We start from the raw sequence: 22267 nt of genomic DNA, 5'->3' as shown, positions 1-22267 counted from the left end.
CCCGCCCGCCCGCGCGTTCACACCAGGGCCTGCGCCTCCATCTCCTCCCGCAAGCGGTACACCTCGACGGTTCCCTTCGCGGTGTAGAACCAGGCGTGCAGCCGCAGTTCGCCGGCGGCGCGGCGGTGGCGCACCTCCGGGTACTCGGACAGATGGGTCAGCTGGGTGACCAGATGGGCCCGGGAGGCCCGGTCCCAGGCCACCTCGTTCAGGGGGCCGGCCGCGAGCCGGCCGGCCGCCGTGTCGCAGGCCACCTTGGAGCGGCCTATCGCCAGCCAACGGCGCATCGCCGGCCGCACGGAGGCGGTGTGACGGTTGAGCAGGCAGGCGACCGCCGTGCAGCGGGAGTGCCCGCAGAGCACGACGTCCCGCACGCTGGGCTCGCGCAGCACGTGTTGGATGGCCGCGATCTCGCTGGAGATCACGTCGGTGCGGTAACGGGGCACGATGTTGCCCATGTTGCGCAGCTCGAACAGCCGCTCGGGGGCGATCCCGGTCAGCCGGGTGGCCACCAGCCGGGCGTCCGTGCAGCTGATGAACAGCGCCTGCTGGTGGCGGGTGAAGTGGGCGCGACGGCCCAGGGGTTCGTCGGTGCGAACGGCGATGGGGCGTGGCTGGTCCAGGCGTGAAGGCATTGCGCGTGCTTCCCCTTCTCTGGGTGGCGAACGGATCGTGGCGACGTGCGCTCACGGCCGGCGGTGCCGGGTCGGGAGCGCGTCGCGGTCAGGTCCGCCAGCTCTGGAGGACGGCTCGGGCGACCCCCGGCGGGGAGTCAACGAGCACCCAGGCGAAATGGAAGCCGGAGAGCGGCGGCCCTCGGCGCTGGTTGGCCGGGATGAGTCCGGGGTGGGAGCAGACCGCCATCGTCGGCAGGCCAGGGCCGCCCGGACCGGGCGCCGCCACCGGGATCGCCCTCCCCCGGCAGCCGCCCATCGCGCGGGCGTCCTCGCGGTCGGACTGGGTGTGCGTGTGCTGCGGCACCGGGCGCTGCAACAGCTCGCTGGCCAGGAAGTGCCCGGGCACCACGCTGTGCTGGTGGTCGAGCGTCAGGCCCCTGGGCGTGAAGGTCAGGCGGTCGACGCCCTGGGTGGGGGTGTGGATGAAGAGTCCCTGCCAGACCATGATGCCGATCAGCAGCGCGCACAGGGCACGCGCGCGGAGCATGGTCCCGGTCACGAAGCGACTCCCGAGTGAGCGCGGCGTCGACCGGTCGGGTCGAGGCGCGGTGAGTTGGGCTGTGCCGCCGCCGAGGCGGGCACGAGCGGCCCCGGCGGGGTGGACGGACGGTGCGGGTGAGCACCGCGAACGGGCGTGGCGGCCCGGAGGCTCAGCCTGACGTCCCGTCAGGCACGGTGGGCTCCACGGGAAGGGAGCCAACGGGCACAGATCGGTGAACGAGCGAGATTAGTTTCTGGCCTCGCGTGGGCATGATGCCCGAGGACGCGGCGCGGCGTTCTCCGCGGGCCGTCCGATCCCGTCTGCTTCCCCACGTCTCTTCCCCCTGCTTCGGTCCTGGTCGCGACCACAGTAACAGCCGACCGACCAGCCAGTCTAGTCCCGTTTATGGGCAACCGGCCCGCCAGACCGTCGAGTTGGGCAGGTGGCCCCTCAGAAGCCGGCGGGGGTGAACCGCACCGGGAGGGACCGTGGGCCACGGGTGAAGACGCCCCGCTCCACCGGCTCGAAGCCGTCGGCGAGGCGGAGGTCGGGCAGGGCGTCGAGGAGTTGGTTGACGCCCGTCTCCACCTCGGCTTTGGCGAGCAGCGCGCCGACGCAGAAGTGCCGGCCGAGCGCGAAGGCCAGGTGGTCGGCGGCGGCGGAGAAGGCGGTCGTGGTGGTGAGGTCGTCGCGGCGGATGTCGAAGCGGTCGGGGTCGCGGTAGCGGGTCTCGTCCCGGTTCGCGGCGCCGATCAGACAGGTGACGGTGGCCCCGGGAGGCACGGTGCCGCCGCTGAGCGTCACCTCGGCCGCCGACTGCCGCATGATCATGTGGACCGGCGGGGTGTGGCGCAGGGTCTCGGCGAAGGCCCGGGGGATCAGACCACGGTCGGCGCGGACGGCGGCGAACTGGTCGGGGTGGCGCAGCAGGTTGGCGAAGAGGCTGGCGATCGCCCTGTCGGTGGTCTCGCCGCCGGCGGCGAGCAGCAGGCTACAGAACGCCCTGATGTCCTCGTCGCTCATCCGCACGCCGTCGATCTCGGCGGCGCACAGCGTGGACAGCAGGTCGTCACCCGGGTTCTCGCGGCGTGCGCGGATGATCGGCAGCATGTACGCGGCGAACTCGACGCGGGTCCGCTCCCCCGCCGCCCTCACCTCCGGGTCGCCCGAGAGGTTGCCGAGGAAGGCGACGACGGACGTGTACCAACGGTGGAAGCGGGGGTGGTCGGCCTTGTCGAGGCCCAGCATGTCGGCGATCACATTGACCGGGAAGCGGGTGGCGTAGTCGGCGACGAGGTCGGCGGAGCCGGCGTGCCGGAAGGCGTCGATCAGTTCACGCGAGTCGCGCTCGATCACGGGGAGGAACCTCTCCCGCAGCTCGGCGCCCCGGAACGCGGGCGCGACCAGGGCGCGGCGCACGGCGTGCTCCCGGCCGTCGAGCTGGAGGATGGTCCTGCCGTGCACCGGCTCGATCTGCCAGGCGTAGTTGTCGGTCGTGAACTCGCCGTTCCTGTCCCGGAAGATCCGCTGGACGTCCTCGTAGCGCGAGACGAGGTAGCTCCGCGTGGCCTCGTGCCAGATGAGCGGCGCGCTCTCGCGCATCACGCGGTAGGCCGGGTAGGGGTCGGCCGCGAACTCGGGTGAGAGGATGTCGGGCACCTGGGGGAGAGACACGGAACGCTCCTCGGATCGGTGTGCGCCGCGGCCCTCCAGGTTATGGAGCGGCCGGCGGACGGAACAGACCGCCCGAAGGCCCCGCGCCGGGAGAGGCGCCCGGGGAACGGTTCTGTCGTTTGGCGATGGCGACCGACCGGGTTCGACGGAACGGTTTCCACGAAGGCCCGAAGCGGGCCCGGGAAACGCCGCATCCCGGGGCGCGTGTTTCCAAAGCACGCCCCGAACCCGCCCGTTCACACCTTCGAACCGGGAAATCAGAAATGCTTTCCCCTGATCGCCTCTTCGTGAATCGGCGCGCGGCCAGGCGCCCTCCCCCCGACGCCACCTCCGCCGGCAACGTCGCACGTCAGGGCCGTTCACGCCGTTCGCTCCGCCGGTGAACTCCCCGTGCGCCGGCGCGCGTTGACGCCACCGAGCGTCACCCACGGAAACACACCGCCTTTACCATGAGGGCACACGATCACATCACCGCACGACCACAGGAATGCCCCTCGGGATATTCCGGTTCTCTTGGCGTGTTGTCCTCTCCCGCGAAACGGCGGGACGGGCAAACGGTCCCCCCTCCTCCGGCTGACCCATCCCCGCGTCATCCCCGAAGGATCACCATGAAGAACTCCGTCCCCGTCCCCTCCTGCCCCGGTGCCCCCGCCTCCCCCGAATCCGGGGCCGACTCCAGGTCCGAATCCGCGTCCGAATTCGGCCCCGGCTCCGGCGGATTCGCCATTGTCGGCATCGGCTGCCGCTTCCCCGGCGGCGCCAACGACCACCGCTCCTACTGGCGCAACCTCGTCGAGGGCCGGGACTGCCTGACCCCCACGCCACGCGACCGCTACGACGTGGCCACCCTGGGCAGCGCCGACCGCGACAAGCCCGGCCGCCTGGTCGGCGGACGCGGCGGCTATATCGACGGCTTCGACGCCTTCGACCCCGCCTTCTTCGGCATCAGCCCCCGCGAGGCGGCCCATCTCGACCCGCAGCAGCGGAAGTTGCTCGAAGTGGCCTGGGAGGCGCTGGAGGACGGCGGCCAGCTCCCCGGGCGGCTGGCCGGCACCGATGTCGGCGTGTTCGTCGGGGCGTTCACCCTCGACTACAAGATCCTCCAGTTCGCCGACCTGGACTTCGAGACACTGGCCGCCCACACCGCGACCGGGACCATGATGACGATGGTCTCCAACCGGATCTCGTACTGCTTCGACTTCCGGGGCCCCAGCCTCTCCCTGGACACCGCGTGCAGCTCCTCGCTGGTCGCCGTCCACCTGGCCTGCGAGTCCCTGCGGCGGGGCGAGACCGGCCTGGCGCTGGCCGGCGGCACGCTGCTGCACTCCGCGCCTCAGTACACCATCGCCGAGACCAAGGGCGGCTTCCTCTCCCCCGCCGGCCGCTCCCGCCCCTGGGACGCCTCGGCCGACGGCTATGTGCGGGCGGAGGGCGTGGCGTTGGTCGCGATCCGGCGCCTGGCGGACGCGCTGGCCGACGGGGACCCCATCCACGCGGTGATCACCGGCAGCGGGGTCAACCAGGACGGCCACACGGCCGGGATCACCGTGCCCAGCGCCGACGCCCAGGTCCGGCTGATCGAACGGGTCTGCGCCGAGGCCGGGATCACCCCGGGCGACCTCCAGTACGTGGAGGCGCACGCCACCTCGACGGCCGTCGGCGACCCGATCGAGGCCGCCGCCCTGGCCCGCGCCCTGCCCGTCGGCCGAACTCCCGGGAACCTGCCCTACGTTGGCTCGGTCAAGGCCAACATCGGGCACACCGAGTCGGCCGCGGGCGTCGCCGGGCTGATCAAGGCCGCGCTGGCGCTGAAGCACCGCACGATCCCGCCGCAGCTCAACATTGAGCGGCTCAACCCGGCGATCGACGAGGCGGCGCTCCCGTTCCGCATCCCCCGGGAGGCGACGCCCTGGCCCGAGCACGAGGGGCCGGCCAGGGCCGGGGTCAACGCGTTCGGCTTCGGCGGCACCAACGCCCATGTGCTGCTGGAGGAGCCGCCGCCCCAGGCCCCGCCCGACGCGCCCGAGTCGCCCCAACCCGCCTACACCGTCCTGCCGTTGACCGCCCGCGCCGAGGAGGCGCTACCCGAGCTGGCCGGCGCGGTGCGGCGCGAGCTGAACGAGGGTCAGCTCGCCGACGTGGCCTGGACGTTGGCGCACCGCAGGGAGCACCTGGGGCGGCGGATGGCCGTCGCCTACTCCTCCGCCGAGGAGTTGGACGAGGCGCTGGCGGCGGCCGAGCGCGGCGAGCCGCACCCCCTGGTCGTCACCGGGCAGCGCCGGGAGGGGCTGCGCCGGCGGCTGGTGTGGGTGTTCACCGGGATGGGCCCGCAGTGGTGGGCGATGGGCCGGCGGCTCTACGCCGAAGAGCCGGTCTACCGGGAGGCGATCGACCGCTGCGACCGGGAGTTCTCGCGGCTGGTGGACTGGTCGCTGCGCGAGGAGCTGCTGGCCGACGAGGAGCGCTCCCTGATGGCGGAGACCTGGCTGGCGCAGCCGGCCAACTTCGCGCTCCAGACGGCGCTTTCGGCGCTCTGGCGGTCCCGGGGCGTGACCCCGGACGCGATCGTGGGGCACAGCACCGGGGAGATCGCCGCGTTCCACGAGGCCGGGGTGTACGACCTGGCGGACGCCGTCGCGGTGGCGGTGCACCGCAGCCGCCTCCAGCACCGGCTGGTGGGCACCGGCGGAATGCTGGCGGTGGGCCTGCCGCAGGCGGAGGCCGCCCGCAGGGCGCGGCGGTACGGCGGGCGGATCGACCTGGCGGCGGTCAACGGGCCCGGCTCGGTGACGCTCGCCGGCGAGTCGGCCGCGCTGGCCGAACTCGCCGAGGAGCTGGGCGGCGAGCGGGTCTTCGCCCGCTTCCTCGACGTGGACGTGCCCTACCACAGCGCCGGAATGCGCCTGATCGAGGGCGAGTTGCGCGAGGCGCTGGCCGACCTCAAGCCGCGCCGCGCCCAGGTGCCGCTCTATCTGACCGCGCTGCCGGGCGCGGTGGCGCGCGGCGAGGAGCTGGACGCCGACTACTGGTGGCGCAATGTGCGGGACACCGTCTGGTTCCAGGCGGCGGTTGACCGCCTCGTCGACGACGGCTTCGAACTGTTCCTGGAGATAGGCCCGCACCCGGTGTTGGGGCACTCCATCGGGGAGTGCCTGGCGCGCCGCGAGGTCGCCGGGCTGGCGCTGCCGTCGATCCGGCGGGGCGAGAACGAGCCGGAACGGTTCGCCCGCACGCTGGGCGCGCTGTTCACGCTGGGCGTTGAGCCGGACTGGCACGCGCTGCACCCCGCCGGCCGGCCCGTCGCCCTGCCGACCTATCCGTGGCGGCACGAGCGGTACTGGACGGAGCCGCCGGCGGTGGCCGGGGTGCGGCTCGGGGAGCGGGACCACCCGCTGCTCGGCCGCAGGCTGCCGGGCGCCGCGCCCGCCTGGGAGACCGCCCTCGACCTGGAACGCGCGCCCTATCTCCGCGACCACCGGGTCGAGGGGCGGGCGCTCTTCCCGGCGGCCGGCTATCTGGAGATGGCGGCGCAGGCGGTGCGCGCGCTGACCGGCGGGGAGCACACGGCCGTCGCGGAGGTGGAGCTGCGCCGGGCGCTGTTCCTGCCGGAGGACCGGGCGGTGCCGGTGCGGCTGACGTTCGCCCCGGAGTCGGCCGCGTTCCATGTGGTGGCCACGGGCGGGCCCGAGCCGGTCACGCACGCCTGTGGCACCGTGCGCAGCGGCCAACCCCGTTCCCTGGGTGCCCCGTTGGACCTGGCGGCGGAGCGGAGACGGGCGGCGGAACGACGCTCGGGGCCCGAGGTGTACGGGCTGCTGGCGGAGCACGGCTACCACTACGGGCCGGCGTTCCAGGGGATCGAGGAGCTGTGGCTGGGGCCCGACGGCGCGCTGGCCCGGCTGCGGCTGCCGGCTGCGGCGCATCAACACGACGGCGGGGACCACCAGTTGCACCCGGTGCTGCTGGACTCCTGCTTCCAGGCGCTGCTGGCCGGGGCGCTCGCCGGCGAGCCGGCGCGGGAGGGCGGCGCGGTGCGGCTGCCGGTGGCGATCGACGAGGTGCGGCTGGGCCCGGTGGGCGAGCGCCCGGTGTGGGTGCGGGCGAGGGTCACCGAGCGGACGGCCGAGCTGCTGGTCGGCGACCTGACGGTGTACGGGGACGACGGGGCGCCGCTGGGCGCGGTGGCCGGCTTCCGCGCCGCCGACGTGGAACGGGCGGCCGGCGCGGTCTCGACGGCCACCGTCGACGGCTGGCTCAGCGCGCCCGCCTGGGACGAACTGCCGCCGCTGGAGCGGGAGTCGGCGCCGCCGCCCGGGCGTCTGCTGGTCCTCGCCGACCCGCCCGGCGGGGTGGCCGACGCGCTGGCCGCGCTGGTCGCCGAGCGGGGCGGCCACTGCCACCTGGTGCGGGCCGACGGCCCGTTGGGGGCGGACGTCGCCGAGGAGGTGGCGCGCTCGCTGGACGGGCTCGGGGCGTGCGACGCGGTGGTGGACCTGAGGGCGCTCGACCAGCCGGCCGCCGATGCCCAACTGTCCCCCGCAGACGCCGCGTTGGGCCCGTATGGGCTGGTGGCGCTGGCCCGGACGCTGCTGGCCTCGGGGCGTTCCGGGCGGCTGCATGTGGTCACCAGGGGCAGCCAGGCGGTGCGCGCCGGGGAGCCGGTGGCGCCGTTCGGGGCGCGCGCCTGGGGCGTGGTGCGGGTGCTGCGCTACCAGGAGCTGACGGGCTGGCCCGGGGTGCTGGTCGACCTGGACGGCGCGGGCGCGGCCGGGCCGCGCGAGGAGGCCGAGGCGCTGCTGGCCGAGCTGTGGGCGGGCGGCGCCGGGGCTGACGGAGTCGGCGGGGCCGGCGAGGACGAGGTGGCGCTGCGCGGCGGGCGGCGGTTCGGCTGCCGGCTGCGGCCGCCGTCGGGGCTGACCCGGCCGCTGCCGCTGCGGCTGCGCGCCGACGGCTGCTATGTGGTGACGGGCGCCTTCGGCGCGCTGGGCCGGCTGCTGTGCCGGACGCTGGCGGCGCGCGGGGCCCGGCGGCTGGTGCTGCTGGGGCGCACCGCGCTGCCGGAGCGCTCCCGCTGGCGTGAGGTCGCCGGGCTGGACGAGCGGACCGCCGAACGGGTCCGGTTCGTCAGCGAGTTGGAGGCGCTGGGGGCACAGGTCACGCCCGTGACGGTGGACGTGACCGACGAGGCGGCGCTCGGCGCGTGGCTCGACGGGCACCGGGCGGCCGCGCTGCCGCCGGTGCGGGGCGTCTTCCACCTGGCGGGCGAGGTGCGGGACACGCTGCTGGCGGGGATGGACCGGGAGACGTTCGCCGCCGTGCACGACCCGAAGGTGCTGGGCGCCTGGGCGCTGCACCGGCGGCTGGCCGGGGAGCCGCTGGAGCACTTCGTGCTCTTCGCCTCGGTCGCGGCCTGGCTGCCGACGGCGGGACAGACCAACTACGCGGCGGGCAACGCGTTCCTGGACGCGCTGGCCCACCACCGCAGGGCGCTGGGGCTGCCGGCGCTGAGCGTGGACTGGGGCCCGTGGGCGACCGGGATGATCGAGGAGCTGGGGCTGGTCGAGCACTACCGGCAGGCCAGGGGCATGACCTCGCTGGCGCCGGCCGCCGGAATGGCGGTGCTGGAGCGGATCGTCGGGCAGGACGTTCCACAGCTGCTGGTGGCCACGGTGGCGGACTGGCCGACGTTCCTGTCCTGGTACACGACTCCGCCGCCGCTGGTCGCCGAGCTGGCCGCTGGCGCCGCCGCCGGCGGCACGGACGGGGCGGGTGGTCAAGGGGCGGCCGGCGCCGAGGAGTTCGCGGCCGCGTTCGCCGCGGCCGACGAGGCCGGGCGGGACCGGCTGCTGGGCGAGCGGTTCGCCGCCGTGGTGGGCGCGGTGCTGCGGGTGCCGGCCGAGCGGCTCGACGCGGAGACGGGACTCCAGCCCCTCGGCCTGGACTCGCTGTTGGCGATGGAGCTGCGGGCGCGGCTGGGTGCCGAGCTGGGGGTGACGCTGCCGGTGGTGGCGCTGCTGAGCGGCGCGACGGTCGGCGAGCTGCGGGGCCAGCTGCGCCAGGAGCTGCTGGCGCGGCTGGCGGAGGGCGATGAGGGCTCGGAGGGGGCGGCCGTTCCGGTTCTCACCGACCCGACCCGCTACCCGCTGACGCAGAACCAGAAGGCGCTGTGGTTCCTCAAGCAGCTCGACCCGGACGGCTTCGCCTACAACATCGGCGGCGCGGTCGAGGTGCGGGCCGCCCTCGACCCGGAGCTGATGCTGGAGGCGTTCCGCCGGCTGCTGGCCCGCCATCCGCAGCTGCGCGCCAACTTCCTTCTGGAGAACGGGAGTCCGGTGCAGCGGATCGCGCCGGAGCCGCGCGAGGACAGCGCGGTCTTCGACGTCGCCGACCAGCCGTGGGAGGCGATCCACCAGCTGATCATCCGCGAGTACCGCAGGCCCTACGACCTGGAACGCGACCCGCTGGTGCGGTTCCGGCTGCTGCGGCGGGCCGACGACCGCTGGATCATCACCAAGGGCGTCCACCACATCATCTCGGACGCCATCTCCACGTTCACCTTCATCGAGGAACTCCTCGCGGTCCACGAGGACCTGCGGCGCGGCGGCACCGGCGAACTGCCCGCGCCCACCACCCACTACCTGGACTTCCTCAACTGGCAGAACACGTTCCTGGCCAGCCCTGAGGCCGAGCGGATGTTCCGCTACTGGCGGGACCAACTGCCCGACACCACACCGGTGTTGACGCTCCCGACGGACCGGCCCCGGCCGGCGGTGCGGACCCACAACGGCGGCTCGGAGTTCTTCGCGCTGGACGAGGAGCTGAGCGCCCGGGTGCACGCGCTGGCCCGGGAGCACCACACCACCGTGTTCATGGTGCTGTTGGCGGCCTACTACCTGCTGCTGCACCGCTACGCGGGCCAGGAGCGGATCGTGGTGGGCAGCCCGGTGACCGGGCGGACCAGGGAGGAGTTCGGCTCGGTCTACGGCTACTTCGTCAACCCGCTGCCGCTCGCCCTGGACCTGTCCGGGGAGCCGACCGTCGCCGAACTCCTGCGCCGGGTGCGGACGGTGGTGCTGGGCGGCCTCGACCACCAGGAGTACCCGTTCGTGCTGCTGGTGGAGCGGCTGGGCCTCGCCCACGACCCGAGCCGCTCGGCGGTCTTCCAGGCGATGTTCATCCTGCTGCACCACCGGGTCGCCACCGAGAAGTACGGCTACCGGCTGGAGTACATCGAACTCCCCGAGGAGGAGGGGCAGTTCGACCTGACGCTCTCGGCGTACGAGGAGGCGGCCGACGGCCGGTTCCACTGCGTGCTCAAGTACAACTCGGACCTGTTCCTGCCCGAGACCGTGGCGCGGATGGCCGGCCACTACACCCGGCTGCTCGACGCGTTGACCCTTGCCGAGGCCGAACGTTCGGCTACCGCGCTGCCGATGCTGGCGGCGGACGAACGCGCCCGGCTGCTGGACGAGTTCAGCGGCGCGCGCGAGACCGTCACGGTGACCCGGCCGGTGCACGAGCTGGTCTCGGGCTGGGCGCGGCGCGCGCCGGAACGGGTGGCGGTGGTGCTGCCCGACGGTTCGGGCGAGGCGATCCGGCTCACCTACGGCGAGTTGGAGCGGCGGGCCGGCGCGCTGGCGCGGCGGCTGCGCGCCCGGGGCGTGCGGCCCGGCGCCGCGGTGGGCCTGTGCCTACCCAAGTCGCCCGCGCTGCTGGTGGCGTTGCTGGCGGTGTGGAAGGCCGGGGGCGCGTGCGTTCCGCTGGACCCCGGCTATCCGGCGGCGCGGCTGGCGACCATGGCGGCCACGGCCGGCGTCGCGCTGACCCTGGTCGACGGGCCGGCGCCCGAGGGGCTGCCCGGCGCCACGGCCGCGCTGGCCGACCTGGAGGGCGCGGCGGACGAGGAGACACCGGGCGGCGCCGGGGGCGGGCCCGCCGGCCTGGACGACCCGGCCTATCTGGTCTTCACCTCGGGATCGACGGGCCGGCCGCGCGCGGTGGCCGTCAGCCACCGCAACCTGGCCCACTCCTACGCCGGTTGGCGGGCCGCCTACCTGCTGGAGAGCGAGGTCGGGGTGCATCTCCAACTGGCCTCGCCGTCCTTCGACGTGTTCTTCGGCGACACCGCCCGCGCCCTGGGCTCCGGCGGCCGGCTGGTGCTGGTGGAGCGCGAGCTGCTCTTCCAGACCGAAGCCCTCTACCGGACGATGCGTCAGGAGAAGGTGGACTGCGCGGAGTTCGTGCCGGCCGTGGTGCGCACCCTCGCCGCCTACTGCGAGTCCACCGGCCAACGGCTGGACTTCCTGCGGCTGTTGGTGGTCGGCTCCGACTCCTGGAAGGTCGGCGAGTACCGGCGGCTGGTCGCCCTGGCCGGGCCCGAGACCCGGGTGGTCAACTCCTACGGCCTGACCGAGGCGGCCGTGGACAGCTGCTTCTTCGATGGCCCGACCGAGGGCATGGACGAGCACCGGATGGTGCCGATCGGCCGGCCGTTCCCCGGCGCCACGCTGTGGGTGCTGGACGAGCGGGGCGAGCCGGTGCCGCCCGGGGTGACCGGGGAGCTGTGGATCGGCGGCGGCGGGGTCGCGCTCGGCTATGTGGGCGAGCCCGAGCTGACCGCCGAACGGTTCCGCACCGACCTGCTGGGCGACGGCCGGCGGCGCTACCGCACCGGGGACCTGGCCACCTGGGACGCCGACGGGCTGGTGTGGCTGCTGGGCCGCGCCGACACACAGCTGAAGGTGCGCGGCCACCGGATCGAACCCGGCGAGGTCGAGGCCGAGTTGCTGACCGTCCCCGGCGTGGCCCAGGCCGTGGTGACCGTGCGGGCCGACGCGGCCGGCGAGCCGGCGCTCTGCGGCTACTGGGTGCCGGGCGTCCCCGGGGACGCGCCCGAGGAGGCCGAGCTGCGCCGCCACCTGGCCGCCGCGCTGCCGACCCAGCTGATCCCCGCGCACCTGGTGGCCGTGGAACGGCTGCCGCTCACCCCCAACGGCAAGGTCGACCTGGCCGCGCTGCCGGCCCCGGCCGCCGGCGGCGACGCCGTTCCCTACGAGGCGCCGGTCACCCTCTACGAGCAGCGGATGGCGGCGCACTGGCGGCGGCTGCTGGGCGTCGAACGCGCCGGGCTGCACCACGACTTCTTCGCGGTGGGCGGCAGCTCGGTGCGGCTGATCGAGCTGATCCACGCGCTCCAGGTCGAGTTCCAGGTGACGATCCCGGTCAGCGAGCTGTTCCGGGTGACCACGCTGCACGGGATGGCCGGCACGGTGGAGGCCGTCGTCACCGGACGGCTGGCCGGGGCCCGCCCCTGGCTGACGTTCAACGCCGACCGGGAGCCGACGCTGTTCTGCTTCCCGCCGGCCGGCGGCCACGGCCTGGTCTACCGGCGGCTCGCCGAGCGGCTGCCCGAGTGGCGGCTGGTCGCGTTCAACTACCTGGCCGGGGACGACAAGGTCGCCCGCTACGCCGACCAGGTCGCCGGGATCGCCCCCGAGGGGCCGCTCGACCTGCTGGGCTACTCGCTGGGCGGCAACCTCGCCTTCGAGGTCGCCAAGGCGCTTGAGGCGCGCGGCCGTTCGGTGCGACGCGTGGTGGTCGTGGACTCGCCCCGGCAGACCGCGACGTTCCAGCTCACCGAGCGGGTGCTCGACGCGTTCGACGAGGAACTCCACGACCATCTGCGCCGCCACACCGGCTCCCGCGTCGTGGCCGAGGAGACCCGCCAACAGGCCAGGGACTACCTGGAGTTCGCCAGCCGCACGCCCAACTCCGGCACGCTGCGCGCCGCGTTGGGCGTGATCACCGAGCGGGGCAACGCCGAGCTGTACGCGCCGGGCGGCGCCGGCAGCTGGCACGGCGCGGGCACGGCCGGAACGGTCGTGCTGCGCGGCGGGAGCGGTCACGCCGAACTGCTCGACGCCGACGGGGTGGAGCACACCGCCGCACTGGTGCGGTCGCTGCTGACCGGCCAGGACGCCGGACAGGACGCCGGCCCGTGCAACGGCGGGGCGCGAGACAGCACCAGGAGCGAGAACAGAGGGAGAGCGCAGGAGGATGGCAGATCCACGAGGGACCCGAGAGACCATGATCATCATCGGCGGCGGCCTGGGCGGCCTCGCCACCGGCGCCTACGCCAGGATGAACGGCTACCGCACCCACATCCTGGAGATGCACGAGATCCCCGGCGGCTCCTGCACCTCCTGGGCCAGGGGCGACTTCACCTTCGACTGGTGCGTCTCCTGGCTGCTGGGCAGCGGCCCGGGCAACGAGATGCACCAGATCTGGCTGGAGCTGGGCGCCCTCCAGGGCAAGACGATCCGGCAGTTCGACGTCTTCAACGTCGTCCGGGCCCGCGACGGGCGGGCCGTCTACTTCTACTCGGACCCCGAGCGGCTGCGCCGCCACCTGACCGCCATCTCCCCCGCCGACGCCCGCCAGATCCGGCACTTCTGCCGGAACCTGCGCACCTTCCAACGCGCCCTGGACGTCTACCCGTTCCTCAAACCCGTCGCGATGATGGGCCGCCTGGAGCGGTGGCGGATGATGGCCTCCTTCCTCCCCTACCTCAACGCCATCCGACGGTCCATCACCGAGCTGATGACCGACTACGCGCGGCGCTTCCAACACCCGTTGCTGCGCGAGGCGTTCAACTTCGTGCTCTACGAGAAGCACCCCGACTTCCCCGTCCTGCCGTTCTACTTCCAGCTCGCCTCGCACGCCAACGGCTCGGCCGGCGTGCCCGAGGGCGGCTCGCTGGGGCTGGCCCGTTCCATCGAGGAGCGGTACCGGCGGCTGGGCGGCGAGATCACCTACAACGCCAGGGTCGAGGAGATCCTGGTGGAGGACGACCGGGCCGTGGGCGTGCGGCTGAGCGACGGCCGGGAGTTCCGCGCCGACATCGTCGTCGCCGCCTGCGACATGCGCACCGCCGTGCTCGGGATGCTCGGCGGGCGCTACCTCAACGACACCTACCGCAGGCTCTACACCCGCACCATCGACGAGCCGGGGATGCTCTCGCCCGGCTATGTCTCCCTCTTCCTCGGGCTGCGCCGCGACTTCCCCGAGGCCGACCCCTGCACCACCTACCTCCTCGACCCCGAACTCGCCGACCGGCTCCCGGGGATGCGGCACCCGAGCGTCAACGTCCAGTTCCGCGACCGCCACTACCCCGAGCTGTCCCCCGCCGGAACCAGCGTGGTGTACGCGACGTACTTCTCCGAGGCCGCGCCCTGGCGCGCGCTGCGCGAGGGCCCCGAACAGGCCAGCCGGGTGCGGCGCGGCCAGGTCCTGCACACCCTGCCCGTGCGGCACGGCAAGGCGTACCTGGCGGCGAAGCGCCGCGTGCGCACAACCCTTGAGGCGTTTCTCGACGAGCGCTTCCCCGGGCTGCGGGACGCGGTGGCGGTGCGGGACGTCGCCACCCCGCTGACCCAGATCCGCTACACCGCCGCGCACAACGGGGCGTTCCCCGGCTGGCAGCCGTTCATGGAGGACGGCGGCGAGACCCTGGAACGCGAGATCAACCGCCTGGGCCCGGTCCTGCCGGGGCTGGCCAACTTCTACATGTCGGGCGTCTGGGTCACCGTCGGCGGGCTGATCCGCGCGGCGGCCGCCGGGCGGCAGGTCATGCAGTTCATCTGCCGTGACGACGGGCGGGAGTTCACCGCCGAGATCGACCGGCACCTCCCGCCACCCCGCCAACTCGTCATTCCCGTCGGCCCGTTGGCCGAACAGCCGGCCCCCGCACCGACCCGGCGGCCGGTCACCGTCCCCAACCTCACCGAGGAGCACTCACGTTGAAGAGCGAGAAGTGGGTCGTCCGCGAGCACGTTCCCGGCATCCCCGAGGCGAGCCGCATCTACGAGAAGGTCACCGAGGAGCTGAACGTCTCGCTGCGCGAGGACGAGATGCTGCTGCGGACCCGCTATGTCTCCGTCGACCCGTACCTGGTGGGGCTGTCGCTGGAGACGCCGCTGGGACACCACGTCGGCGGCGACTCCATCATGGAGGTGATCCAGGCCGGCCCCGAGGCGTCGTTCGCCGTCGGCGACCTGGTGCAGGGCTTCGGCGGCTGGCGCACCCACCTGGTCAGCGACGGCCGCGCCTGGGTCTGGCGGTACGGCGGCTTCCCGCTCCGGCTGCCGGCGATGCGCCGCCTGGACCCGGCCGACCACGACGAACGGCTCCCGCTCACCACGGCGTTGGGCATCATGGGCACGCCGGGGATCACGGCCTGGGGCACCGTGACGAAGTTCCTCGACGTCCAGCCGGGGAACACGGTGCTGATCAGCGGGGCCAGCGGCGCGATCGGCACGCTCGCCGCGCAGCTCGCCAAGCGCGCCGGTGCGGCGCGGGTGATCGGCACCACCAGCAGCGAGGAGAAGATCCCCTACCTGGAACGCTTCGGCTTCGACCGGGTGGTGCGCTACCGGCAGGGCGACGACGTGGACGCCACCCACCAGGCGCTGCTGACCGCGACCGACGGCATCGACCGCTACTTCGACAACCTCGGCGGCAGCGTCACCGACGCGGCGTTCCGGATGCTGCGGCCCTACAGCCGGGTCGCCGTGTGCTGGCAGTGGTCCACGACGGTCAACGGCGACTGGATGGGCCCGAGGCTGCTGCCGTACATCATGTTCCCGCGCACGACGATTCGCGGGATCTTCGCCGAGGAGTGGTTCACGGAGGAGAACCTGGCCACGCTCCGCCGCGAGGTGGGCGAACCGGTCCGACGCGGCGAGATCGCCTTCGACGAGACGATCCACCGGGGCTTCGACGCGTTCCCGACGGCGTACCAGAACCTGTATGCCCTGCGGGCGGCCAGCCGGGGGAAGGTGCTGGTGGAGGTCTGACGCTTTCCCTCCGGCGGGCCCATCCGGCGGGTTCCCTCCGGGGGTTTCGGGGAGCGCGCGGCGGCGCCGCCCGCCCCCGGCGGGGGCGGGCGGCGAAGACGGCAGGCGCGAGGTTTCAATTTATTCCTTGACACGAATATTCTCGATGGGGAATATTCGTGGCCATGCACGCACTCCTGATCGCGCTGGCCGATCCAGCCCGTTGGCGGCTCGTGGGACTGCTGGCCGAGCGACCCCGCTCGGTCGGCGTTCTCAGCCAGCTCGCCGAGGCGCGCCAGCCGCAGACGACCAAGCATCTCCAGACCCTTGAGCGCGCCGGGATCGTCTCCTCCCAGCGGAGCGGCCAGCGCCGCGTCTACGCCCTCAGGTCCGCCCCGCTGCGGGAGCTGGCGGCCGCGCTCAACCAACTCGCCGACACCGCCGACCAGGACGGCAGCTCGCACGCGACCTACGACCGCTACGGACTCCGCCTCCGCGAGGAACGGCTCGCCGCCGCGGAGCCGGGGTGGGCCGACGGCCGCTCGTTCGAGTTCCACCGTTCGCTGGCGGGGCCACCCGAGCTGGTCTGGCGCCACCTCACCGAGGTGCCCCTGCTCGCCCACTGGTGGACGCCGGACGACCTGCGCGTCTCGGAGCTGGTCTTCGAGGCACGGCCGGGCGGGCGGATCATCCAGGAGTATCGCGACGCCGAGGACTCAGGCGGCTCCGACCAGGTCGTCGGCCGCGCGGAGGGAGCCGTCGAGGTCCTCCTCCCGGGCGAGCGCCTCGTCTACCGACTCTCCCCCACGCTGCCCGGCGGTGGCGTCGCCTTCACCGCCCACATCGACCTCCGGCTCACGCCCACCGGCACCGGCACCGGCCTCGACGCCCACTGGCGGATCAGCGACAGCACCGTCGACGCGGCGGACTTCGTCGCCGGCATCGAGATCGGCTTCGGCCAGAGCCTCGACAAACTCGCGGCGACCCTCGCCGGGGACCCGCAAGACACCACCAGCACCAACACCAGGAGCACCACATGACTCACCCGACCAGCCGCAAGGTGACCGCGAACCTGGCCCTCAGCCTCGACGGGCGGTACAACGGCCCCGGCGGGGCGCACGACTTCGCCGCGTTCGCCCCCTATGTGACCTCCGAGGTCGCGCGCGACCACCTGACCCGCATCTGGGAGTGCGCGACGACGGCGCTGCTCGGCAGGGTCAACGCCGAGGGGTTCTTGGGGTACTGGCCGTCGGTCGCCGAGGACGAGAGTGCCGACCCACGTGACCGTGGCTACGCGAAGTGGCTGGTCGACGTGGAGAAGGTGATCCTCTCGACCACCCTGACCGAGGCGCCGTGGGAGCACACCCGCGTGGTGAACGCGCCGGCCTCGGACGTCGTCGCCGACCTCAGGGCCACCGGCGAGGGCGACATCCTCGTCAACAGCAGCGCCAGCGTCATCAAGCCGCTTCTCACGGCGGACCTGGTGGACCGGCTGTATCTCCTGATCGTTCCGGAGATCGTCGGGGGTGGGCAGCGGCTGTTCGAAGACGGCCTGCCGGGCTCGCGCTGGCACCTCGCGCACCAGGAGACCGGCGAGTTGGGCGAGATCGCCCTGGTCTACGACCGGTCGCGCTGATCCGGCCACCCCGGGAGGCCCCCGGGCCTCCCGGGCCAGGCGGCACCGCCCCCTCACACCCGCGGCGCGTCCGCCGCCCGGAGGGCCTCCCGCGCGGCGGCGATGAACGCGAACCGCGCGCGTTCCAGCTCGTCCAGGCCGCGCTCGCGGCGCAGCGCCTCCAGCAGGGCGCTCGCCTCGTTCGCCGCCGGGCCCTCCAACTGCACGGCGCCCATGGCGCGTTGGAGCGCGGCGCGGTCCTCGGCGGTGGAGCCGCCGACCCTGCGGGCCAGCAGCACCGTCTCGGCGGCGTCGAGGAAGCGGAGGTAGGTGGCCCGGCGCGCGGCCAGCGCGCGTTCCTGCCGCTGCTGCTCGACGGTGATGCGCACCGTCTCCAGCATCGCCGCCGCCTGCCGCCGGCCGGCCGACCGGGCGAAGATCCCGCTGATCAGGCTGGCCAGCAACGCCGAGCCGGCCGCGATCAACGCCACTCCCCACTCCGTCATGCCGGCATTCTTCCCAGGGCGGCTGGCCCTCCCACCCCCGACGAGTACGATCGAGCCATGCCGTCGGACAACCCATGCAACCGCCGGTGACCAGCGGCGACAGCCCCAGGTCCGCCGCCGGCGCGGCGACGGCGGACAACCGGCGCACGGCCCGGACGGTGCTCTTCGCGGCCCGCTCGGCGACCGCGCTCCACCGCCTGTTGGACGTGCTGCCGGTCTTCGCGGGGGACGACAGGATCGCCCGCAGGTTCACGCTGGTTCCCGGTTCGGAGTTCGACGCCGAGGCGCTGGTGGCGGTGGAGCGCGCCGGGGGCAGGACGGTGCCGTGGGGGCGGGCGAACGCCGACAGGTTTGACCTGATCGTGGCGGCCAGCCCCAAGGGCGAGCTGAGTTCCTTGAAGGGAACGCTGGCCCTGCTCCCGCACGGCGCGGGCTTCGGCAAGACCCTGCCGGACGAGGGCACCGAGGGCGCGCCCTCCGGGCTCGATCCGGCGTTCCTGCTGGCCGGCGGCGCGACCGTGGCCGCCCGGCATCTGTTGGCGCATCCCGAGCAGGTGACCCGGCTCGCCGAGGCCAGCCCGCAGGCCGCCGCCCGCGCCGTGGTGGTCGGGGACCCGACGCTGGAGCGGCTGCTGGCCTCGGTGGGGCACCGGGACCGGTACCGGGCGGCGTTGGGCACCGGGGCGCGGCGCCTGGTGGTGCTGGCCTCGACCTGGGGCACGGAGTCGCTGCTGGCCCAACGCCCGAGGCTGGCCACGGAGTTGCTGGGGTCGCTGCCGTGCGACGGCTATCAGCTGGCGCTGGTCGCCCACCCCAACGAGCGCAGCAAGCTGGGCTCGTTCGACCTGGAGCAGTGGCTGGGGCCGGCGTTGCGGGCGGGGCTGCTGGCGCCGGGGCCGCACGCCGAGTGGGCGACGCTGCTGGTGGCGGCGGACGCCGTGGTCACCGACCACGGTTCGACCGCGCTCTACGCCGCAGCGCTGGGCCGGCGGGTGATCGCGGCGTATGACGGCGGTCGGGAGCTGATCCCGGGCAGCCCGATGGCCCACCTACTGGCCGCCAGCCCCCGGTTGACCGCCGCCGAGGAGCTGCCAGCGCTGCTGTCGGCGCCGGTGCCGCCCGGTGTCGGGGCCGCCGCCGACGCGGCGTTCGCCCGGCGCGGGCGGGCGTTGGCGCTGCTACGCGAAGAGCTTTACGGGCTACTGGAGTTGGCACCCGTCGGCCCGCCGCCCGAGCCGGAGCCGCTGCCGGTGCTGGCCGAACCGCCGCGCGTGCCGGCGGCGTTCGCGGTGAACGCCACCGTGGCGGGCGAGCGGGTCACCGTGGAACGGCACCCGCCGTGGCGTGAGGCGCCGGCCCGTTTCCTCGCCGCCGAGCAGGGCGTGGCGGGTGAACGGCACGCCCAGAGCGCCGGGTTGCTCTATCGGCACGTCGAGCGTTCCGGCGCCGCGCACCGGGTCGCGTGGACGGCTGCCGGCTGGATCGACACGGCGCTTGACGACCATCCGGGGTGCGCCACGGCCGGCGTGGTGCTCTCCCCGGACCGGGTGGTGCTGCGGGCCAGGGGCGGCCCGTCGCTCGCGCTGGAACTGGGGCCGCTGGCGACGGGCGGGCGGCTGATCCACACCGACCCGGTGGCCGCGCTGTGCGCCGCGCACGCCCGGCTGCTCCAACGCCCGGACGGTGTGGGCGCGTTCACGGCCGTGGTCGGCGGCCGGCCGTTCCCCGTCGTGCTGCGTCGGGCCACGGCGGAGGAGGCCGGGCGGGCGGTGTGACGGGACGTCAGGCCGCATAGCATCGGCGGCGCGATCTCGGGGTCCCTTCACGCGGGACTGAAGCGCCGCCCAATCCCCCTCCCCCGGCGGCAAGCTGAGATCCCCCGCCGATCCCGGCGGGGTCGTGAACGGAGGGGGACCTCATGCGTTTTCGCAGGACCGTCGGCGCGGCGGGGGCCGCGCTCGCCGTCGCCGCCACCACCCTGACCCTGGCGCCCTCGGCGTCGGCCGCCAAGGCCGACTGTCCGCGCGGCTATGTGTGTGTCTGGGACACCCCGAGCTTCGAGGGCGAGCCGACGCGCATGTCGCAGGGGGACATCGAGACCAACCTCACATCCAACACGGGCATCCGCATCTACAACAACGGCGTGCACCACCAGAACGCCGACCACATCTGGTATCGCGTGACGAAAGGGGACGGCGAGGTGGTGGAGGGCTGCCCGCACTACCCGCCGGACACGCCGAACTACAGGACTGTCTCGGGCCCGGTCACCTTCGAGTGGGCGCGCTGGGGTGGCGAGTGCTGACGGGCAGAGCGGTCGAACGCCGAACGGGCCTTCCCGTGGCGGGGGGACGGGGAGGCCCGTTCGGCCTCGGACGGTTCAGCCGGCGGCGGCCCCGCGCCGTTCCTCGATCGCCTGGGCGGCGGCGCGGAGTTGGGCCGCCTCCGCGCGCTCGCCCTGCTCCTCGGCGAGGTCGGCGTAGGCGCGCAGCACCCGGGCCTCGTCCCAGTCGGCGCCGCGTGCGCGGGCGGCGGCCAGGGCCGCCTCATAGAGCGGGCGGGCCTCGGCGGCACGCCCCTGGCGGCGCAGCACGCCGGCCAGGGCGAACGCCGCGCGGGCCGCGATGCGTTCGCGTCCCCGCTCCTCGGCGCCGGCGCGAGCCTGCGCCAACAGCTCCTCGGCGCGGTCCAGTTCGCCGAGCGCGGCCAACGCCTCGCCCAGGCGGTAGGTGCCGAGCAGCACGCCGTAGGCGTTGTCGATGGCCCGGTGGGCCCGCCGGGCCTCGGCGAAGTCGGCGGCGGCCGACTGCCAGTCGCCGCGCCTGCCGTGCAGGGTGCCCCTGAACTCCACGACGGAGGCGGCGAGTTTGCGGTCCCGTTCCCCGTCGCCGAGCAGCGCGGCCGTGGCCTGAGCCTGCGTCAGCTGCTCGGACGCCTCATCGAACTCGCCCCGCTCCCAGTGGACTCGGGCCAGCTGGCTGCGCATCCGCACCAGGGCCGGCGGGTTCTCGTCGCGCTGCGCGGCCTCGATGGCCAGGCCGAAGGACTCGGCGGTCTCCGCGTGGTGCGGGTGGTCGAGGAAGTGGGTCCACAGCGGCTCGCCCAGCGCCCAGCACTCCGCGTGCAGGCCGAGCCGCAGCGCGAGGGCCACCGAGCCGTGCAGCGCGTGGCGTTCGGCCTCCAGCCAGCGGTGGGCGTCCGAGGGCCGGCCCTCGCCGAACTCGACGTCGGGCGCTCCCGGCACGGGCCCGGCCGGCGCGGCCAGGGTCAGGCGGGGCCCGGCGGCCAGCAGGTCGGCGCGCTGCGCCTGCCGCAGATACCAGCGGACGGCGCGGGTCGCCGCCGCCCGCCGTTCCTCCTCGTCGCCGTCCTCCCGCGACCTGCGCTCGGCGTGCGCGCGCAACAGGTCGGGCAGCCGCGTCCGTTGGCCCCTCGGGTCGAGCAGCCCGGCCGTCTCCAGCGCGTCCAGCGCGTCGTCCGCCGCCTCGCGGCCCCGGCCCAGCAGCGCCGCCGCGCCCTCGGCGGTGAACGATCCGCCGGGGAAGAGCGGGACCAGTCGGTAGAGCAGGGCGGCGTTCTCGTCGAGGGAACGGTAGGCGGCGTCCCACACGGCTTCGATCATCGGCAGTCCCCTGTCGGTGAGTTGGGCGTCCAGCTCGGCCAGCAGCCGGGCCAGCGGCCGCCTGCGGTGGCGGCGCATCCACCGCCCGGCGACCAGCAGCGCCGCCGGCAGCCCCGAGCACAGCCGCAGCAGCCCGCCGACCGCCTCCGGCTCCTCGACCAGCCGGGGGTCGTCCACGATCAGCCGCAGCAGCTCGGTGGCGTCCCGGTCGGCGAGCGGGGCGAGCGGCAGCTCGACGGCGGAGCCGCTCTCCAGGTCGTAGAGCGGGCCGTGGCTGGCGACGATGACGAGGCTGTCGCCGGAGGCGGGCAGCAGCGGCACCACCTCGGCGGCGGTGCGGGCGTTGTCGATCAGCACGATCAGCCGGCGTCCGTCGGTGCGGTCCCAGTACTGCCGGCTGCGGTCGCGCAGGGTCCGGTCGAGCCAGCGGCCCTCGACGTCCAGCGCGGCGAGCAACTGGCCCAGGGCGTCGGTGACTTCGACGGCGCCGTCCCGGCGCAGGTCGTCCAGGTCGACGTGCAGCACCCCGTCCGGGTAGCGGTCGCGCAGGGTGCGGGCCAGCCGGTAGGCCAGCTCGGTCTTGCCCGTGCCGCCCAGCCCGCTGAGGGCAAGGCACAGCGGCCGCGAGGCGCCCTTCCACTCCGAGACGGCGCGGAACGCCCGGGCCTGCTCTTCCTCCCGATCGACGAAGTGTGCTGTCTCCGGTGGAACCTGGTACACCATTCCGGGCCGACTCCGCATGTCCGCTGCACGCCCACGCCGGCATCGGCCGCCGCCGGGCGACGCCCCCCGTGGAGCGTCTGCTCACTCTAGGTGCACCGGAGCTAAGGGAACCAGCGAACACCGGTCCGTTTCCGCCCTG

At 74.1% G+C, this 22267-nt stretch carries 11 protein-coding genes and 1 pseudogene; 7 read left to right on the top strand and 5 right to left on the bottom strand.

The features are described from left to right. Positions 1-17 precede the first annotated feature (17 nt). From EBN88_RS07710 to EBN88_RS07700, 3 genes are all read right to left on the bottom strand, one after another. Positions 18-635, bottom strand: a complete 618-nt coding sequence (locus tag EBN88_RS07710; RefSeq protein ID WP_122182519.1) for a carbonic anhydrase — start codon at positions 633-635, stop codon at positions 18-20. Positions 636-723: 88 nt separating this feature from the next. Next, the gene (locus tag EBN88_RS07705) at positions 724-1176 is read right to left on the bottom strand and encodes a hypothetical protein (protein WP_122182518.1); all 453 of its coding nucleotides are present in this window, start codon (positions 1174-1176) and stop codon (positions 724-726) included. A 432-nt stretch (positions 1177-1608) separates the two neighbouring features. Beyond that, positions 1609-2832, bottom strand: a complete 1224-nt coding sequence (locus EBN88_RS07700; RefSeq protein ID WP_233580458.1) for a cytochrome P450 — start codon at positions 2830-2832, stop codon at positions 1609-1611. Positions 2833-3440: 608 nt separating this feature from the next. Here EBN88_RS07700 and EBN88_RS07695 point away from each other — a divergent pair. From EBN88_RS07695 to EBN88_RS07675, 5 genes and pseudogenes are all read left to right on the top strand, one after another. Further along, positions 3441-12809: pseudogene (locus tag EBN88_RS07695) on the top strand (amino acid adenylation domain-containing protein); the annotation flags it as partial. A gap of 79 nt (positions 12810-12888) precedes the next feature. After that, positions 12889-14634: a phytoene desaturase family protein gene (locus tag EBN88_RS31680; RefSeq protein ID WP_233580457.1), complete on the top strand. Its 1746-nt coding sequence runs from the start codon at positions 12889-12891 to the stop codon at positions 14632-14634. After that, positions 14631-15686, top strand: a complete 1056-nt coding sequence (locus tag EBN88_RS07685) for an MDR family NADP-dependent oxidoreductase (RefSeq protein WP_122182515.1) — start codon at positions 14631-14633, stop codon at positions 15684-15686. Before EBN88_RS31680 ends, EBN88_RS07685 begins: the two co-directional genes overlap by 4 nt. A gap of 164 nt (positions 15687-15850) precedes the next feature. Further along, complete coding sequence (locus EBN88_RS07680; RefSeq protein WP_122182514.1) at positions 15851-16705, top strand: metalloregulator ArsR/SmtB family transcription factor; 855 nt, start codon at positions 15851-15853, stop codon at positions 16703-16705. Next, positions 16702-17301 carry a dihydrofolate reductase family protein gene (locus tag EBN88_RS07675; RefSeq protein ID WP_122182513.1) on the top strand — a complete coding sequence of 200 codons (600 nt, stop codon included), beginning with the start codon at positions 16702-16704 and terminating at the stop codon, positions 17299-17301. Before EBN88_RS07680 ends, EBN88_RS07675 begins: the two co-directional genes overlap by 4 nt. A gap of 53 nt (positions 17302-17354) precedes the next feature. Here the strand turns inward: EBN88_RS07675 and EBN88_RS07670 are convergent, their stop codons facing one another. Continuing rightward, the gene (locus EBN88_RS07670; protein WP_122182512.1) at positions 17355-17786 is read right to left on the bottom strand and encodes a hypothetical protein; all 432 of its coding nucleotides are present in this window, start codon (positions 17784-17786) and stop codon (positions 17355-17357) included. A gap of 86 nt (positions 17787-17872) precedes the next feature. Here EBN88_RS07670 and EBN88_RS07665 point away from each other — a divergent pair, with 86 nt between their 5' ends. Both EBN88_RS07665 and EBN88_RS07660 read left to right on the top strand, forming a co-directional pair. Then, complete coding sequence (locus tag EBN88_RS07665; protein WP_233580456.1) at positions 17873-19561, top strand: translation initiation factor 2; 1689 nt, start codon at positions 17873-17875, stop codon at positions 19559-19561. Between the two features lie 143 nt (positions 19562-19704). Beyond that, positions 19705-20088 (top strand): peptidase inhibitor family I36 protein, encoded by a 384-nt coding sequence (locus tag EBN88_RS07660; protein WP_122182511.1) that lies wholly within the window; start codon positions 19705-19707, stop codon positions 20086-20088. Positions 20089-20163: 75 nt separating this feature from the next. On the opposite strand, the gene EBN88_RS07655 is transcribed toward EBN88_RS07660, so the two are convergent. Beyond that, on the bottom strand, positions 20164-22128 hold the full coding sequence (locus EBN88_RS07655; protein ID WP_122182510.1) for a tetratricopeptide repeat protein: 1965 nt from the start codon (positions 22126-22128) through the stop codon (positions 20164-20166). Positions 22129-22267: the final 139 nt, after the last annotated feature.

This window comes from Streptomyces triticirhizae (assembly GCF_003696235.1).
Lineage (GTDB): Bacteria > Actinomycetota > Actinomycetes > Streptomycetales > Streptomycetaceae > Streptomyces > Streptomyces triticirhizae.
The sequence above is the reverse complement of the archived record's forward strand: the minus strand, read 5'-3'. Positions and strand labels throughout refer to the sequence as shown.

What these genes read in the sequence shown, in the direction of transcription:
- EBN88_RS31680 (WP_233580457.1), top strand. Translation starts at nt 12,889, where the DNA reads ATGGCAGATCCACGAGGGACCCGAGAGACCATGATCATCATCGGCGGC.
- EBN88_RS07670 (WP_122182512.1), bottom strand. Translation starts at nt 17,786, where the DNA reads ATGACGGAGTGGGGAGTGGCGTTGATCGCGGCCGGCTCGGCGTTGCTG.
- EBN88_RS07655 (WP_122182510.1), bottom strand. Translation starts at nt 22,128, where the DNA reads ATGGTGTACCAGGTTCCACCGGAGACAGCACACTTCGTCGATCGGGAG.
- EBN88_RS07710 (WP_122182519.1), bottom strand. Translation starts at nt 635, where the DNA reads ATGCCTTCACGCCTGGACCAGCCACGCCCCATCGCCGTTCGCACCGAC.
- EBN88_RS07660 (WP_122182511.1), top strand. Translation starts at nt 19,705, where the DNA reads ATGCGTTTTCGCAGGACCGTCGGCGCGGCGGGGGCCGCGCTCGCCGTC.
- EBN88_RS07680 (WP_122182514.1), top strand. Translation starts at nt 15,851, where the DNA reads ATGCACGCACTCCTGATCGCGCTGGCCGATCCAGCCCGTTGGCGGCTC.
- EBN88_RS07675 (WP_122182513.1), top strand. Translation starts at nt 16,702, where the DNA reads ATGACTCACCCGACCAGCCGCAAGGTGACCGCGAACCTGGCCCTCAGC.